Origin of the sequence: Bacillus sp. SD088, from assembly GCF_017355205.1 — a bacterium.
Lineage (GTDB): Bacteria > Bacillota > Bacilli > Bacillales > Bacillaceae_C > Lederbergia.
The window spans coordinates 14,416-31,729 of the sequence record NZ_JADIJK010000012.1; the positions used below are offsets into that span (position 1 = coordinate 14,416).

At 39.5% G+C, this 17,314-nt stretch carries 15 protein-coding genes; 11 read left to right on the plus strand and 4 right to left on the minus strand.

Annotated elements, in window-relative coordinates; genetic code table 11:
- Window positions 1-95: 95 nt before the first annotated feature.
- From IPU53_RS11840 to IPU53_RS11855, 4 genes are all read left to right on the plus strand, one after another.
- The gene (locus IPU53_RS11840) at window positions 96-833 is read left to right on the plus strand and encodes a 5-formyltetrahydrofolate cyclo-ligase (protein WP_207450950.1); all 738 of its coding nucleotides are present in this window, start codon (window positions 96-98) and stop codon (window positions 831-833) included.
- 398 nt (window positions 834-1,231) lie between these two features.
- Entirely contained in the window at window positions 1,232-1,705 is a 474-nt protein-coding gene (locus IPU53_RS11845; protein ID WP_207450952.1) for a hypothetical protein, read from the plus strand.
- A gap of 304 nt (window positions 1,706-2,009) precedes the next feature.
- Entirely contained in the window at window positions 2,010-2,555 is a 546-nt protein-coding gene (locus tag IPU53_RS11850) for a sigma-70 family RNA polymerase sigma factor (protein ID WP_313886479.1), read from the plus strand.
- Window positions 2,545-3,450: a DUF4367 domain-containing protein gene (locus tag IPU53_RS11855; protein ID WP_207450954.1), complete on the plus strand. Its 906-nt coding sequence runs from the start codon at window positions 2,545-2,547 to the stop codon at window positions 3,448-3,450. Before IPU53_RS11850 ends, IPU53_RS11855 begins: the two co-directional genes overlap by 11 nt.
- A gap of 73 nt (window positions 3,451-3,523) precedes the next feature.
- Here the strand turns inward: IPU53_RS11855 and IPU53_RS11860 are convergent, their stop codons facing one another.
- Entirely contained in the window at window positions 3,524-5,569 is a 2,046-nt protein-coding gene (locus tag IPU53_RS11860) for a catalase (RefSeq protein ID WP_207450956.1), read from the minus strand.
- 220 nt (window positions 5,570-5,789) lie between these two features.
- On the opposite strand from IPU53_RS11860, the gene IPU53_RS11865 reads away from it, so the two are divergent.
- From IPU53_RS11865 to IPU53_RS11895, 7 genes are all read left to right on the plus strand, one after another.
- Window positions 5,790-6,623 (plus strand): mechanosensitive ion channel family protein, encoded by an 834-nt coding sequence (locus tag IPU53_RS11865; RefSeq protein ID WP_207450958.1) that lies wholly within the window; start codon window positions 5,790-5,792, stop codon window positions 6,621-6,623.
- 267 nt (window positions 6,624-6,890) lie between these two features.
- Window positions 6,891-7,970, plus strand: a complete 1,080-nt coding sequence (locus IPU53_RS11870; RefSeq protein WP_207450959.1) for an N-acetylmuramoyl-L-alanine amidase — start codon at window positions 6,891-6,893, stop codon at window positions 7,968-7,970.
- 266 nt (window positions 7,971-8,236) lie between these two features.
- Complete coding sequence (locus tag IPU53_RS11875; protein ID WP_441297447.1) at window positions 8,237-9,289, plus strand: FecCD family ABC transporter permease; 1,053 nt, start codon at window positions 8,237-8,239, stop codon at window positions 9,287-9,289.
- Window positions 9,290-9,292: 3 nt separating this feature from the next.
- Window positions 9,293-10,054: an ABC transporter ATP-binding protein gene (locus tag IPU53_RS11880; protein WP_207450961.1), complete on the plus strand. Its 762-nt coding sequence runs from the start codon at window positions 9,293-9,295 to the stop codon at window positions 10,052-10,054.
- Window positions 10,055-10,068: 14 nt separating this feature from the next.
- Window positions 10,069-11,097, plus strand: coding sequence for an ABC transporter substrate-binding protein (locus IPU53_RS11885; protein WP_396019944.1), 1,029 nt, complete (start codon window positions 10,069-10,071; stop codon window positions 11,095-11,097).
- 48 nt (window positions 11,098-11,145) lie between these two features.
- Entirely contained in the window at window positions 11,146-12,861 is a 1,716-nt protein-coding gene (locus IPU53_RS11890) for an ABC transporter ATP-binding protein (protein WP_207450962.1), read from the plus strand.
- A 189-nt stretch (window positions 12,862-13,050) separates the two neighbouring features.
- A complete protein-coding gene (locus IPU53_RS11895) occupies window positions 13,051-14,295 on the plus strand; it encodes a cytochrome P450 (RefSeq protein WP_207450963.1) in 1,245 nt (414 codons plus the stop codon).
- 102 nt (window positions 14,296-14,397) lie between these two features.
- On the opposite strand, the gene IPU53_RS11900 is transcribed toward IPU53_RS11895, so the two are convergent.
- The 3 genes from IPU53_RS11900 to IPU53_RS11910 all read right to left on the minus strand — a co-directional run bounded on the left by IPU53_RS11900 (window position 14,398) and on the right by IPU53_RS11910 (window position 17,311).
- Window positions 14,398-14,826 (minus strand): DUF2383 domain-containing protein, encoded by a 429-nt coding sequence (locus IPU53_RS11900; protein WP_207450964.1) that lies wholly within the window; start codon window positions 14,824-14,826, stop codon window positions 14,398-14,400.
- Window positions 14,827-14,988: 162 nt separating this feature from the next.
- Window positions 14,989-16,152: an MFS transporter gene (locus IPU53_RS11905; protein ID WP_207450965.1), complete on the minus strand. Its 1,164-nt coding sequence runs from the start codon at window positions 16,150-16,152 to the stop codon at window positions 14,989-14,991.
- Window positions 16,153-16,396: 244 nt separating this feature from the next.
- The gene (locus tag IPU53_RS11910) at window positions 16,397-17,311 is read right to left on the minus strand and encodes a ferrochelatase (protein ID WP_207450966.1); all 915 of its coding nucleotides are present in this window, start codon (window positions 17,309-17,311) and stop codon (window positions 16,397-16,399) included.
- Window positions 17,312-17,314 lie beyond the last annotated feature (3 nt).

Here is a 17,314-nt window from a genome sequence, read left to right on the forward strand (position 1 = left end):
ATTTCACTTATTGGGTTATTGGTAGACTTCGGATTTCAGATTTGGTTTAGTGTAGCGGATTCTAAAAATAAACAGGAGAGTAAAGGGGAATGAACATGAACGCAGAACAGGCAAGAGAACAAATTTGGGCTGAGCTAAGAAAAGTGGGAAAACCAGATACACGTTTTCACTGGGACTTTGCAGAATTTATTGCGGATTATGTAGGCAGTGATCAAGGAGCGGAGATTGTTCGTGAACAGGAAGCTTATCAGCAAGCAGCGGTTGTATTTATTACCCCGGATAACAACATGAGAAAATTAAGAGAGTATACATTGAAAGATAAAAAGACTTTAATTATGACGACATACGGCATTAATCGTGGTTTCCAAATCGTTCGTCCTGGGGATGTACCTGAAGGCAAAGAAGAACTCGCTTCTACATTAGATGGGATTGAGCTGTTTATAACTCCGATTACACTAGCGGAAATTAAAGAGGAGTTCGATCAAATACCCTTGCTATTCACTGGAGCTTCTGCGATGAAACCAAATGGTCTTCGCTTTGGAAAAGGTCATGGCTATTTTGATCTGGAGTGGGGGATGATGTGGGAAATGGGTATCGTTAGTCCGGAGTCTATTGTTTTTGGTCTTGGTCATGACTGTCAAATTGTTGATGCGGAAATTGAGCCAGAGGAATATGATACTGTTGTTGATTATATCGTAACACCAACACGTTGCGTCAAAACAGAAAACAACCATCCTAAACCAACATTAGGCATCATTTGGGACAAGCTAGAGGCTGGAATGTTTGAAAATATTCCTCCATTGCAGGAAGTTTATCGTTTGAAAGGGAAGTAAGTGTGCTGAGCAGACACTGTTAATGGTGAAAGGCCATAGCGAATAGATTATTAAGAAAAGTGCAAGCGCCTTGCTCAGCCCCGACAAGCAAATGTTCTGAGACAAGAAAAGTCCGGTTTTGACTTTTATTGGCTCAGGTTATTTGACCTCGAGGGGCTAGGCGCTGGAGCTAGATCAAAACACTAGCCAAAATTTTATACTTTCTTATCTTTCAAAAATAGAAAGCGGGCCTGTTCGTCAGACAGATCCGCTTTCTTTGGTTTAACAGAGTAAAAAATGCTATTTGTTCTATTGTTTTTATGATAAGTTGTATTGAGTGTAAATAAATTTCTAATACGGATTTAAAAAAATAGGAATGATAGACAAATCCGAACGGAATAGAAAAGAGGAAAATATGTATGCTTACGTTCGAAGAAAAGCGGGCCATTATAGAATCATATCCCCAGCTCACTCGTAAAGAAGTGTCAATGAAACGAGTGAATTACCATTATCTAGATAGTCTGTATGATAAAACGACGGTTGTTTACCATCTCCATCCGAATGGGAATGGGTTTGTCTTTGTTGGAGATTTGCAGGAGTATCAGGCAGATAAAAAGGGGTTAATTAATATACGTGATACTTCTGAAGAAGAGCTGCGGAAAGCCATTACAGATTCCATTCAGTATTTATCTGTAGGAACGGAAGCCGAGCAGGATCCCGAAGTGACATCTGAATCTGAGTGGCGTGACCAAGAAGGACATAGCCTGATTTTGACATGCGAAGAAATGCTTTGGAATATCTATGCGGGTTTGAACTTAGTTGAAAGCTTCACGTCCTATAACGATGCTGAAAGTTATTTACAGGAGGAAGGATTTGGACCGGTGAAAGATTGAAACTGCCGGAGAGATGTGGAATGTCCTTCCAAGTTTGAATTGTTGAACTTATAGAAAAGGAAAAAAGATCACTCCGCTGGGTGATCTTTTTAAAATAATCATACAGATAGTCTCATAGCTCCATCCTCACCCCAGAATAAAATCCATCCCATTACTTTGTATAAAATATTTCCATTTATTGAAAGCCAAATGATCTGATCGATTGTCTAATAAGTAGTATTAAAAAATGGAGGTGAAAGGTTTGTGAAAAAGCCGATAGCAGATACATAGGCAGAATAGCTTCCCTCCGACCCTAGCAAACATAGTGACAAATATAGAGGTGGTCTTTATTAACCAATTAGTTAAAAAAGCACAAAAAGGAGACGAAAAAGCATATCTCGCCCTTTTTCAACAATATCAAGTAGACATTTACCGGATTGCCTATGTATATGTGAAAAATCAGGAAGACGCATTGGATATCGTCCAAGAAACAGCCTATAAATCATTCAGTAAGATCAAAACATTGAAGAATCCTGAGTATTTTAAAACATGGGTGATCAGAATTGCGATGAACACTGCGATCAGTCATCTCAGAAAGGGAAAAAAGATTGTTCATTTGAACCCAGAATATGCTGATATGTTTACTGCAGATGAAAAAGATGTTTCTTTGCAAATGACACTCAAAGATTTAATTGAAAGTCTAAATGAAAATGAAAAAAGTGTTGTGCTCTTAAAGTTTTACGCAGAGCACACGATAAGCGAAATTGCCGATATATTAGACATGCCGCTTGGGACAGTAAAAACTATTTTATATCGTTCTTTAGATAAATTACGCAAACAGGTGAAAAGGGAGGATATCTATGGACAATGAAATTAAGCGTGAAATGGAAAAGATTGAGATTCCTAAGGAATTGGATTCAAGGGTAGAATTAGGGATTAAGAGAGTAAAGCAAGAAGGGAAGAAAAAGAATCGGACGCCTAAATGGATCATAGGAGCAGCAGCTTCTGTCATCATCATCGTTGGAACTTATTCAATTGGCGGATCATATATCGCTGATGCAGCCGATACTTTGCTGGGGAAATTATTTGGTTCAGAGGAAAAGATTCAAAAAGCCTTTGAAGGTATTCCAGAGAAAGAGGCGAAAGCATATTTGCCACAAATGGAGCAGCATCTAGAACTAGCAAAAGCACATCTCTCTCCTGAAGAATTCGCGGAATATAGTAAATTGATAAAGGAATTGATGCAGCTTGATATGAAACGAGCGAAAAATCCTCATGCAGATTATGAGAATGAGATGGATAAACTTTCGAAGAAAATTGAGCAATACGGAATTTACGCGTTGACGGATCATACAGTGGAAGAGGCTCAGGCACTGGCCAGCTATCCGATCAATCGACCAACTTTTATACCGGATGGCTATAAGCTGGTGGAAGAAAGAGCGCACACAGAGGAAGCACATGTTGGGGAAGACCCAGAGGTTATATTACAATATCAACAGAAGCAAGGAGAATTTAACTTTTATACAATCACACAGAAAATAGATGAGAGTAAAGAGGATGAACTAGAGTTGAGGGGATACGATCATATCGATTCCTATCAACTAAACGGGTATGCTTTTGAGCATGGGTACGGTTATAACGATGGTCACGGTAATGTACAGACGATGAGAGTTACGATTCCTAAAGAAGGCTATGAAATTATTATTGATGCAGCTATATTATCTAAAGAAGAAATGGAAAAGGTATTGCTGTCAATGGTTGAATAGTGGGGATTTTTTCTCAGAATAGAATAAATTTGCAAGCGAGCGGGACCTAAGATACTTTGGTCCCGCTCGTTGTTTAAACATTACGGTTCCAATGACGATGTGCAGTTAAAGCATCTATATATGCCGTGATGAAATTGTCTGGCTGATCACCTGTTATAACCCCAGGCTCTGTTGTCACACCATTTGTACGCAGAATGTCAATGCCTTCTCCTGTTGCGCCAATTGGCTTAAAATGCTTAAATGTTTCTTGCACCATATAAGTGGCTTTTTTGATGAAGTCTTTGTTTGATTTTTTGCCACCAGCGACATATAAGCCATCAAATAATACTGGATCACCGGTATCAAATGTAGCGACAGCTTCTATTTCAGTTCCACTATTCCCTTTGACTTTTCCGAGTTTTGAGCTGATTACCGTTGGATAGGTATGATTCTCCTTCAATCCTTGGATAACTGTTTCCACCACTGCGTCGTCGTAGCCTTCATCAAGAACGACAGCGATTTTCAAGGTATCAGGTTTATGGATCGTGTTCATCTGGCTAAGGGCCGGCGAGGCTTTCGTCACATCTGATCCACCAGTGGATGGTTCCTCTACACCGACATTTACCGCAACTTCTTTGGCCAGCTGTAAATGAATATGCGCAATCATATCGACAACCTGTTGACGGATGGTCTTATCATTGACCATACTAAGCTCAAAGCAGAAGGCTTCTTTAATATGCCTTTTTTCTACCTCAGACATGCTATTCCAGAACATCGTTGCTTGAGTGAAATGGTCTTTGAAGCTCTCACTGCGGGCTTGTATTTTCCGACTGTCCACTTTTTCCTGATAATGCTTATATCCACCTTCTGCGACTGATGCTGTGGAAGGAGTGTTTCCAGCAATTGCATTATTATGGTAGCTAGCTTTTCCAACATTAATCGTTTGCCGCCCATAGCCATCACGCTGATTATTGTGAAATGGACAAACAGGGCGATTGATCGGTAATTCATGGAAGTTTGGTCCGCCAAGCCTGATCAGTTGAGTATCTGTATATGAAAAAAGTCTTCCCTGCAGTAAAGGATCATTGGAAAAGTCAATTCCGGGCACTACACTTCCCGGATGAAAGGCTACTTGTTCTGTTTCAGCAAACACATTGTCCACGTTGCGATTCAATGTCATTTTACCAATGATTTTCACGGGGACATCTTCTTCTGGCCATAATTTTGTAGGGTCAAGGACATCAAAATCAAATCTGAATTCATCTTCCTCTGGTACCATTTGTACCCCCAATTCCCACTCTGGATAGTCGCCATTCGCAATCGACTCATGAATATCTTGGCGATTGAAATCGGGATTTTTACCATTAATTTTTTGCGCTTCGTCCCAAACAGCTGAATGAATACCGAGTTGTGGCTTCCAATGGAATTTGACAAAATGGGATTTTCCTTCATCGTTGACAAAACGAAAGGTGTGTACCCCAAACCCTTCCATCATCCGCAAGCTTCTTGGAATAGCTCGATCGGACATCAGCCACATTACCATATGAGCGGATTCTTGATTATTGGCAATAAAATCCCAAAATGTATCGTGGGCGGAAGCAGCTTGCGGATAACCAGTATCTGGTTCAGGCTTGACAGCATGTATAACATCAGGAAATTTAATCGCATCCTGAATGAAAAATACTGGCATATTATTGCCCACTAGATCGAAATTTCCTTCTTCCGTATAGAACTTCGTGGCAAACCCGCGAACATCTCGAGGAATATCGAAAGAGCCTTTTGATCCCGCTACCGTGGAAATCCGCGTGAACACAGGAACTTTTGTCCCCGGCTCTTGTAGGAATTTGGCTTTTGTATATGGTTTCATTGATTCATATAGTTCAAATTCACCATGTGCTCCATACCCTCGTGCATGGACAACTCTCTCTGGGATTCTCTCATGGTCAAAGTGCGTCATTTTTTCTCGGAAATGAAAATCCTCCATCAGAGTAGGCCCGCGGCTTCCTGCTTTTAATGAAAATTCATCCTCAGATATTTTCAAGCCTCGGTTGGTCGTCATTTTCTTATCACGATCATCACTACGAAATCGATCCAATTGCTGATTTTTACTATTTTTGTTTACCTTGTTTTTTTCACTCATGTCGTTTTATCCTCCCGACTCTTGAATGATTTCTACTACTATACCGTTCCCTCAGAGTAAAATGATAAAACATTATTAAAATACCAAGGCGAATAGATTACCTGATTTATTCCCTTCGAAATGGCGTGATGACTTCTACTTTTATTCTGCAATTTCACTTTGTCTAGTATAATCTCGTTTGGTATAATATCCATAGCAAATATTAAAGGAGTAAGTTGACATGAATTGGATTGAGAATATTAATTGGGAACAGATTTTCTTAAATATAGGGATTACACTTATCCAGCTAATCGCAACCATTATTGTTTTTCTAATTGTTCGTTCTGTCGGAAAGAAAGTCATCCGATCTTCTTTTTTAAAAGTACAAAATAAAAGAAAGATGTCTGTAGCCAGAACGAAAACATTACAAGCTTTAGCGATAAGTGTCTTTTCTTATGTTTTATTTTTTATTACCCTTGTCATCATATTAGGGATATTTGATTTTGATGCGACTGGCCTGATTGCAGGGGCAGGAGTTGTTGGCTTAGCCATTGGCTTTGGAGCACAAGGCTTTGTTAGTGATATTGTGACCGGGTTTTTTATCCTCCTCGAAAAGCAAATAGATGTGGGGGATTATGTGACAACTGCCGGATATGAGGGGATTGTTGAAGAGGTGGGTCTGCGAACAACGCAAATTCGTAGTTTTGATGGAACACTTCAATATATTCCAAATAGAGAGATTGGCTCATTAAGCAATCATTCACGTGGAAGCATGCAGGCTCTCGTAGATATTGGTATTCCGTACGAGGATAATATTGATCAAGCCATAACTGTGTTACAAGAGGTTTGTGACAAAGTAAAACAAGAAAATGATAAGATTGTCGAAGGACCAGATGTTCTTGGTGTTCAAATGATTGGCCAAGCCGACGTAACATTGCGCATTATTGCCAAAACAGAGAGTATGGAACAATGGGGAGTAGAAAGACAACTTCGTAAAGCGATCAAAGAGGCCTTCGATAAAAATAAAATGGACTCTGATCAAGTATATTTTGAAAAAGATCCAAGTGAAGGGTAAGGTCATTTGCAGGATGTAGCGTGTGGAATTTTGACTTTTTAGATTAGGGAGGGTTGAATGTTTGCGCTCAATTAGAGGTGGGCGCTTCATTTGATCCTCCCGTTTTTAAATTCAGGCAACTTTGACTAAAGTTATTCAAAGCAATCTAGTCATTTAGAATTATTTTCCATAATTTACCATGTAAAACATTGCAATTATATAAAAAATAAAATAATAATAGAGTTGTATCTTTTCGGTTCTAAAAACTTAAGAAAAGGAGGAGGAGTATTGCGAATTTTATATAGTAGCATAGTGATTACACTCCTTTCACTAGGCTTAATGATTTCATCCGCTCTAGCAGAGGACATAGAAACTTATGAAGTTGGATCCTCTAACCTAAATGTAAGATCCTCCCCGTCTCATAGCGCACCTATAATAGGGGAACTCCAAAAGGGTGATCAGATCCGGGTTTTTGAAGAAAATGCATTTGGTTGGGTGAAGACATACTTCGGAGGCGAAGAAGCTTGGGTTGCCTCGCAATATTTGTCTAAACAATCAAATACCACAGCTACGACAGGACAGGAAGAGCAGGTTACCATCATTGATAACGATGTAAGAGTACGTACTGGTCCAAGTACGGATTACGGCATTATAAAACAAGTTTCTAAAAATTCGACGTATCCAATAGTAAATCAATCAAATGATTGGGTAGAAGTCAAATTAGATGATGGGTCTACTGGTTGGATTGCGATGTGGTTAACAGATATGAGTGGTGAAACTGCACCGGTATCTACTCCGATAGTGGAACAGTCTAAAAACACCTCTTCTTTAAGTGGATATAATATTGTGATTGATCCCGGACATGGTGGAGTAGATCCAGGTTCAATAGGATTAAATAATGTTTTTGAAAAAGATATGACGATGACCACGGCCAATGTTGTAGCACAAAAACTACGTGATGCTGGTGCCACAGTTATTATGACAAGGGATAATGATTATTTTGTATCATTAGAAAATAGGACTCAGATAAGTAGGGACTATAATACCCATGTTTTTATTAGTTTGCACTACAATGCCCATTCTGCTCATAATGTTGGTGGGATTGAAACACATTACTATACGGGCGGAAATAGCTATAAACTAGCGAAAGAAGTCCAAGCAGAATTAGAAAGCAGTACACCACTGAGAGGACGCGGGATTCAACAGAGTGCCTTTCAGGTTATTCGTGAAAATAATGCACCTAGTATTCTAGTAGAACTTGGTTTTATCACGAACCCTAATGAGTTAGCCTTTATTCAAACGCAAGAATATCAAAACAATGTGGCAAATGGGATTGTTGAAGGAATTCGCCATTACTTTGCTCAATAAATGGACTAGATTATACATTATTTGTAATGCTCAGAAGAATATAATAAATTATTGTCAATAATGTTGGAGTTGCCATAACAGATCAGTGAAAAATGATCTGTTGTGGCAACTCTTTTTTTGTCTGTTGTCATATTTTGTAGAAGAAATATTTAAAAAATAGATTGCAAAAAATATAGTCACATTCTATAATGAAAATGATTATCATTATCATTTAAAAACAAAAAGAAGGTGAACAATTGAATAACGCACAAAATAGCAAAGTAGGGTTGAAGAATACGTACCATATCTTTGTTTTAATTTTCCTTATCTGCAGCATCGCGGTGACAGCAGTCTACTCTGTCTCCATTGGTCAAGTCCAAATTCCTTTCCAGCAATCCATGCAGATTGTACTACATACTATTACAAGCGGACATTTTGGCTCTTTAGATCAAGTGGAGAGTGACTCATATACCAATATTATTATGCAGGTGCGTATGCCTCGCGTGATTTTCGCCTTACTAATAGGGATGGGTCTATCCCTTTGTGGGGTGGTCATGCAAGCCATTGTACAGAATCCGCTAGCGGATCCATACATCCTAGGTATTTCCTCAGGAGCTTCATTAGGAGCAACATTTGCTATCCTTGTTGGCTTTGGTAGCGGAACGATCTTAGCACAATTCGGTGTTGCTTTTGGTGCATTTGTTGGTGCAATGGTTACTTCTGCTTTGGTCCTTATCTTGTCCAGCATTGGTGGTAAAGTAACCTCGATTAAATTAGTGTTATCAGGTGTGGTGATTGGTGCCTTATGTGGCTCCTTATCTAGTTTAATTATTTTCTTTGCGAATGATGCAGAGGGAATCAAAAGTGTTACCTTTTGGACTATGGGTAGCTTAGCCTCCTCAAGCTGGGGAAAGGTACCGATCATGGCTATTATTGTATTAGCCGGCTGCTTTCTGTTCCTTTTCCAGCATCGTGTGCTAAATACCATGCTCTTAGGAGATGAATCAGCGATTACCTTAGGGATCAATTTGAGTCTGTTCCGTAAGCTATACATGATTATTGCCGCGCTGATTACGGGTACGATGGTGGCTTATTCAGGAATGATTGGTTTTGTAGGGTTGATTATCCCGCATATATGCCGAGGGTTGTTTGGCTCGGATCATAAACGACTATTGCCAGGTGCCTTGTTATTAGGAGGACTTTTTCTTATGTGGGCAGATGTGTTATCACGGATTCTCATTGAAAATGTGGAATTACCAATTGGTATCCTTACCTCTGTGATTGGATCACCATTATTTATCTATATGATCATAAAAAGAGGCTATAACTTTGGAGGGTAGCATATGCAATTAGTAGTGGAGCAACTAGAGACAAAGATTGGAAAGAAGGACATCGTCAAAAATATTTCATTGTTAGTCAAGAATCAAAAGTTTGTAGGGTTAATCGGTCCAAATGGTTGTGGGAAATCAACATTACTAAAAAGTATTTACAAGAGTATTCTACCGCATAAAGGATCGGTTCATTTAGACGATATGGATCTGCTGCATGCCCCACAAAAAAAGATCTCTCAGCAACTAGGTGTAGTGGGTCAATTCAATGAGATGAATTTTGATTTGACGGTTCATCAAATGGTGTTGCTTGGAAGAACACCGCATAAAAAACTGCTGGAAGTAGACAATCAGGCAGATATGGACATTGTGGAAGAAGCCTTGAGACGAACCAATCTATTAGAGTATAAAAATCGCAGCTATTTATCATTATCTGGCGGAGAAAAGCAACGGACGATTCTGGCGCGGACGATTGCCCAACAGCCACAATTTATGATTTTAGATGAACCAACGAATCATTTGGATATTCGTTATCAGCTAGAAATTCTTCAATGTGTAAAAGAACTAAATATCGGGGTGCTTGCAGCATTGCATGATTTGGAGATGGCTGCAGAATACTGTGATTATATCTATGCTATTCATGATGGAACGATATATGCAGAGGGTACGCCAGATGAAGTACTAACACCAGCTACCATTAGTAAGTTATACCAAATAAAATGTCGAACCTATACAAATCCTGTGACAAACCAACTTGGTTTTGTCTATCAAATATAATTGGAGGAACGAATGTGAAAAAATATCTACTTTTACTAGCAACGTTCACTTTTACTACTATGCTTATGGCTTGTGGTAATCAAGCGCAAGGAAACAATGCAACAGAAGAAAAGAAAGAAACAACCGAAACGTATCCAGTTATGATTGCTAACTATACAAAGGCAGAGGGCGGTTCCTCATGGAAAGAGAAAGACCAAGTGTTTGATCAAGCTCCAAAAAGAGTATTGGCGAATACACGGCCCGCAGCTGAGCTGTTATTGCGTTTAGGTTTAAAGGATCATATTGCAGGTGTTGGTGCTAGCTTCGGAGCACCAGACCCAATAGTGGAAGAGGAATACAATGAACTAAATATTCTCAGTGACTCCTATATCGGTAAAGAAGTTGCCTTAGGAACTGATCCAGACTTGGTTTTTGGACGAGGTGGCTTGTTTGAGAATGAAGAGTGGGGAGTTGGCACAGTAGACTCTTTAAATGAAATGGATGTGAACACCTATATACTTGAATCCTCTATTGAAGGGGCAAGTTATGATTCCATCTATAAAGATATTGAAAATATAGGTGCTATCTTTAATGTGCAAGCAAAAGCCAAGGAATTTAGTGATCAATTAAAAGAACAAGAAGAAAGGATTATTGACAATCTGTCTAGTATTAAGGAAAACAAAACATTCGCATACTTACACATGACAGATCCTGATGAAGTCTCTGTATTTGCCGCAGGTGGTGAGAGCTTTTTTAATGATGTATTCAGTAAGGTAAAACTGGATAATGCCTTTAAAGATGAAAGCGGAGAAGTGAGCATTGAAATGCTAATTGAAAAAGATCCAGACGTATTAATTATTCCAACATGGATAGACAGTGAACCCGAGAATGCAGAGCGGGTAAAAGAAGGCATATATGATAATCCGAAACTATCTAGTATGAAGGCGATTCAGAATGAACAAATCTATATCGTTGACTATAACTATATGTTTGGCTATAGCTATAACGCTCTCGATGGTATGGAAATCCTAGCGAAGGAGATGTATCCAGATTTATTCGAATAACCACTGTGGGCAGCTAGCAGCAGAACATTAAAACGCTCGGAGGTCTATATGAAATACCTAAAACGTTTCTTTTCTTATTATAAACCTTATAAATTACTGTTTATTCTAGACTTTTGCTGTGCCATTTTCGTAGGGATATTAGAATTGGCTTTTCCACTTGCTGTGAACCAAGTGATCGACCATCTTTTACCACAAGGACAATGGAATCTTATTATTTGGGCATGTATCGCCCTGTTGGTAATTTATGGGATGAATACCTTGCTTCAATACGTAGTGACCTATTGGGGGCATAGGCTCGGCATTAATATAGAGACAAATATGCGCCAAAAACTGTTTACCCATATGCAGAAATTATCCTTTGGTCATTATGATAATAATAAAACCGGTCATTCTATTTCAAGACTAACGAAAGACTTAGAAGAAATCGGGGAAATGGCACACCATGGCCCTGAAGATGCCTTTGTGGCCATCATGACACTAGTAGGTGCATTCTTTATTATGATTGGGATCAATTGGAAACTAGCGGTTATCTCCTTTATTGTCATTCCATTATTAATGATTCTTGCGATTCATTTTAATAAATTAATGACACGAACCTTTCGTATTATGTTCAGTGATATTGCCGATATTAACTCTCGAGTGGAGGATAGTATTGGTGGAATTCGTGTAGTACAAGCGTTTGCGAACGAAAAGTATGAGCAAAAGAAATTTGCTGAGAATAATGAGAGATATCGCCAGACTAAGCTGGAATCTTACAAGATCATGGCAAAAAACGTGATGTCCAATTACTTTTTGATGCGCGTGGTTACTTTGTTTACCTTATTATTTGGTACCTGGTTCGTCATTAACGGTTCACTGACATATGGTGAATTTGTTGCTTTCCTATTATTGTCCAATATTCTATTAGGGCCAATCCAAAAAATCAATGCAATTATTGAAAGCTATCCAAAGGGGATTGCAGGGTTCAAACGCTATACAGAGGTATTGGATATGCACCCGGATATCGTGGATCACCCTAATGCAAGGGATATTCCAGTTTATGGAAAGATCAAGTATGAAAATGTATCTTTTGGCTACAGCCCCACTGAGAATATTGTAAATAATCTCAGTTTGCAAATAGAACCAGGGGAGACTGTTGCTTTTGTCGGTCCTTCGGGGGCTGGGAAAACCACATTATGCAGTCTGCTGCCGCGTTTTTATGAAATAAAAGAAGGGGCGATCTCGATTGATGGCCATGATATTAAAGATTTCACCCTTCATTCATTACGCAATCAAATTGGCATTGTTCAGCAAGATGTTTTCTTGTTTTCAGGCACGATTCGAGAGAATATTGCTTATGGCAAGCTCAAAGCAACAGATGAAGAAATTATGGAAGCAGCTGAAAAAGCTCAATTGGCAACCTTTATTCATGAGCAACCAGATGGTTTAGAAACAGTGATTGGAGAACGAGGGGTTAAGCTATCGGGTGGCCAGAAGCAACGTTTATCCATTGCTCGCATGTTTTTAAAGAATCCGCCAATTTTAATTTTAGATGAAGCGACCTCTGCCCTCGATACGGAGACAGAGCTAGCGATTCAGCAGTCATTGGCTGAACTTTCAAAAGGACGGACAACTCTTGTAATAGCCCACCGATTAGCGACAATCAAAAATGCTGATCGTATTATTGTCCTAACAAAGGATGGAATCGCGGAGCAAGGAGAACATCGGGAATTAATTGAACAGGCAGGAACGTATAGTCGACTACATCAAGCTCAATTTGGTTAAATAGAGTGAGACTGAATCTGATAAGTGAGTAGATCACTTTAACGGATTTGGTCTTTTTGTTTTATTTGGCGATAAAAAGGGAAACATAGCGACTACAAAGCCCGCCTTAACGGGCAGTAATTCCCTAGTTGTTTTGCAACTATTAATAAGTTCTAATTATCACGCTAGTAGCCTGTTAGGAGGTAAAGCATGGAAGAAACAAATATGCCGCAGGATAAAGGATTGGACCATACGTTAAAACTTTTACATGAAGGATACCTTTTCATCATGAAACGTTCAGATAAGTTTCATTCTCGCATTTTTGCAACCCGCTTATTAGGGGAGAAGGCTATCTGTATGGTTGGGAAGGACGAAGCAGAACTTTTCTATGATAATGCGAAATTTTCTCGAGAGGATGCCTCGCCAGCTAGAATCCAAAAGACATTATTTGGAAAAGGCGGGGTACAAGGTTTGGATGGAGCAGCCCACCATCATCGAAAGGCACTATTTATGTCATTCATGACAAAACAGAGCTTGGAAAGGATGAACTCATTGGTCCAAGATGAATGGGAACGAGAGATAGAGAGGCAATCAAGAGAGGAGATAAATGTATATCAGGCAGCTAAATATGTATTGACGAGAGCAGCTTTAAGATGGACAGGTGTTCCTTATCAGGATGATCAAATAGAAGAATGGACCGATCAATTAAGCGATATGTTTGAAGACGCTGGAGCGGTGGGATTGAAGCATTTCCAAGCTAGGAGATCAAGATCTAAAGCAGAGGATCGGATCGTGAAATTAGTAGAAGACGTGCGAAAAAAAGAAATAGATGTAGGGGAAGATAGTGCCGTTTATCATTTTGCATGGCACCGTGATTTAGATGACAATTTGCTTGACCCAAAAATTGTGGCAGTAGAATTGTTGAATCTATTACGTCCGATTGTAGCTATTTCAGTGTATATTGATTTTGTTTTACTAGCAATTCATGATCATCCAGAAGAAGCCATCAAATTGGAAACAGCAGCAGATAGAGAACAGTTCATTCAAGAAGTGAGAAGATTTTACCCTTTCTTCCCCGTTGCACTTGCTCGTGTAAATACAGATTTTGAGTGGAAAGGCTATACCTTTAAAGAGGGGACTTTAACCTTGCTAGATCTATATGGCACCAATCATGATCCTGCCATCTGGGATAATCCGAATACATTTCAACGAGACCGATTTAAAGAATGGAAGGGATCTCCGTTCGATTTTATTCCTCAAGGAGGTGGTGAATTTGATATCGGTCACCGCTGTGCGGGAGAATGGTTAACCATCGATGTGTTAAAAGTGACATTAGATTTTTTCACGAACCATCTGACTTTTAAGTTCCCAAAACAAAATCTTGACTATGAAATGAACGATATTCCACCACTTCCAGATAGTAGAGTAAGGATTGCTAATGTCCAGTTTAAGTAATTGAGTATGATTTATAGGGGGCTAATGTCTGTTATCCCCCAGCCGACAATCCGCAGAGTGAATATCAGATACCGAAATAATGGCTTCGGTATCTGATATTCACTAATGAAATTCGATATGTTGATTTAATAACTCAACATGCTGTTGATCACGCTCTAATATATTATGGACCAGGTTTAAGCTTTCAGCATCCAAATCCCCATCAAGAAGTTCTTTTGAGGTTTGAATACCTCTATTTTCACCAACAGATGCATCTCTCAAGATAGAGCTAGTATCTGTCGTCGTTCCTTTTACTTTAGACATGAATTCAACCATTTTACCTTTGGCTGTGACATCATGCACAGGAACACCCCCAAGATCTTGAATCCTCTTCGCAATCATGGCTGCATGCTCTTTATGATTCTGTTGAATATCTTGTAAGACATTCTTTAGCTTCTGATCATCTATATGGTGAATGTATTGATCATACGTATGAATAGCCATAAAATTCCCTTCAAGAAACTGGTTTAGCTCTTTAACGGTATTTTCCATATATGATTCTCCCTTTCCCTGTAGTTGCTTTTATTTTATACAACATACAATAAACTATCCGACCTATGGCTCGAAAGTGCGGTATGATGCCACGAAAACGGTGTGCAATGGCTCGAAAGCACGATGCGACGCCTCGCAACCAGCGCTTGCAAATCCCGTGTTCTACTGACTTTCCACTGCAACCATCTTTCGTGTGCGGAAGTTTAAATACCCGATAATCGTCAGGAAAATCATTCCGACTAAAAAAGCGATATAGTAAGGGGAAACCATATGTCGAATCACCGCCGTCATAAAAGAACTGATAATCATTCCAAGAGAATATACCGCTGACATGACCCCAAAGGCCCGTCCATGCTCTTCTCTTGGCACGGCACCTGTAACAGCAGTTGCGGCCGCAGGCATTGTAAGACCAAAACAAATTCCCATGAAAAATAAAAATAACGACAAGTCAAGTAGGCCCGTAAAAAATAGAGCCAAACTCATACACATTAGAAACAATCCAACCATCATTCGTTTAATTGGATCAAAACGATGAATAAAAAATAATGATAAGGATAGAAGGGTGCCGATCGCCATAAAACTGAATAATTGACCTGTATTCATCGTAGAAACACCTTGTTCTACCGTTAAATAAGGAATTTCATAAATAATCACGCCATGAATGTACATAACCGCAAATCCTGTTAAATAAACAAGCTGAAGCACTGGATTGCTCAAAACATGAAGAAAACGGAAAGAGCTGGATGATTTGCTTTTTACAACGAGCGTTTGTCGATCTTGTAAAAACAACATTGAATATACCGCAATTAAAAGTAATCCGACTCCGATGACGAAATAGGTATGGGCATAGCCAATCCATGCACCTAATTTTCCACCAATTAGGGGGGCGATAATATTGGCGATCATTCCAAGTATGCCGATAATCGCCATATTTTTTCCTTGTTGTCGGCTATTGACTGCATATCCAGAAATAAACGTTAAAGCAGCAGGCATTAAGAAGGCTAGAGCAAAACTGTTTAAAGACCGTAAAATAAGCAAACTAGCAGTGTTTATAGTGAACCCGTGGGCGATATATAAGAACCCCGAAATCAGTAAGGGGAGTGTTATGAATAATCTTTTTCCGTATCGATCCACTAAAGGACCAACCATTAAATTTCCTGTTAGGCTGGCTAATTGGGAGGTGCTTAACATAATGCCAATCATGATACTGGATGCTCCCAACATGGCTGCATATGGAGTGAAGATAGGTCCTTGTACGCTCATGATTAGGCTAATGATAAACATCGTCATAAAAATATGGAATTGATCGATTGTCGTCTTATGCATACATTTCACCTCAAATCCATTCTATGCTGGATCTGAAATAATAGACGAGCTTTTTTAAAATAGAAAAAGAAGCTTACATCTTTGCTTCCCCTAGGCAATCGCCTTACGCCTTTCGTTGCCCAAGCTCCAGGCGGTGGGGGCTCGAGGTCAAATAACCCTGAACCAACGAAGGAGAAATACGCCCTTCTTTGGTTTAGGAACTTTGGCTTGTCGCCCTTAGGCAACGGCCTTGCACTTTTCGTGTTCAAACGTCCATTTGTTCTATGACAATCTTCTCCAAAGCTTTGATAAAATCAAATGAATCATTGAGCATTGGAGTTCTAAAAACCTCTATACCAAGTTCCTGACAAAGGTCCTGGACATTGTAGCCAATATCAAATAATGCTTCAATATTCTCCGTCACGGTTAGTAATTCACAGACAATGATGCCTTGGCAGCCTCTGTTTGCTTCTTCTTTGATCACCTCTTGAATATCAGGTTCAGACCACAGCCCCTCGTGTGAGCCGGCACTACGATAAGCAATCCGCCATTTTGATAATGATAATGGGGCCACAATGCTGTTGGCTAACTCCAGTAATTGCTTTTCAAAAGCTTGTCGTGCTTCGGCCTTCCCGGCTAAACTATGAGCGGTAAAGATCACAAGCGAATTGTTTTGAATTGAATGTGGCAGCCAATCCCAAGCAGCCTTCACACGGTCCCGGAAGATTTTTATGAATGAAGGATGGTGATGCCACTGTTCAATATGTTTCACAGGTATATCGACTTTTAATTTGCGTAAAGCATTCCGTACCAGTGTCTGGTAATAGATATTTCCAGATTTCGTATGTACAGGTTTAAACGGAATGGTAATGATTTTTGTCACTCCATCAGCAATCATTTGCGTCACTGTCTCCTCCACAAAGGGAGAGGTATGTTTATAAGCGGTATATCCTTGCACAGGCTCCGAAAAATGAGGCTGTATTACAGAAGCCAAAGCCTTAATTTGCCTTTTTGTAATGCTCCCTAATGTATCAGCGACTCCCCAACGTCTAAACTGGTTCTTCATTTCTTCAAGCTTCTCTGCTGATAATGGCTTCCCGCCGTGAATATGAGCATAGTAGGAAGACAAATCATCCAAAGATGTAGGTGCTCCGTAAGCAAAAGTAATCAGGCCAATCACATG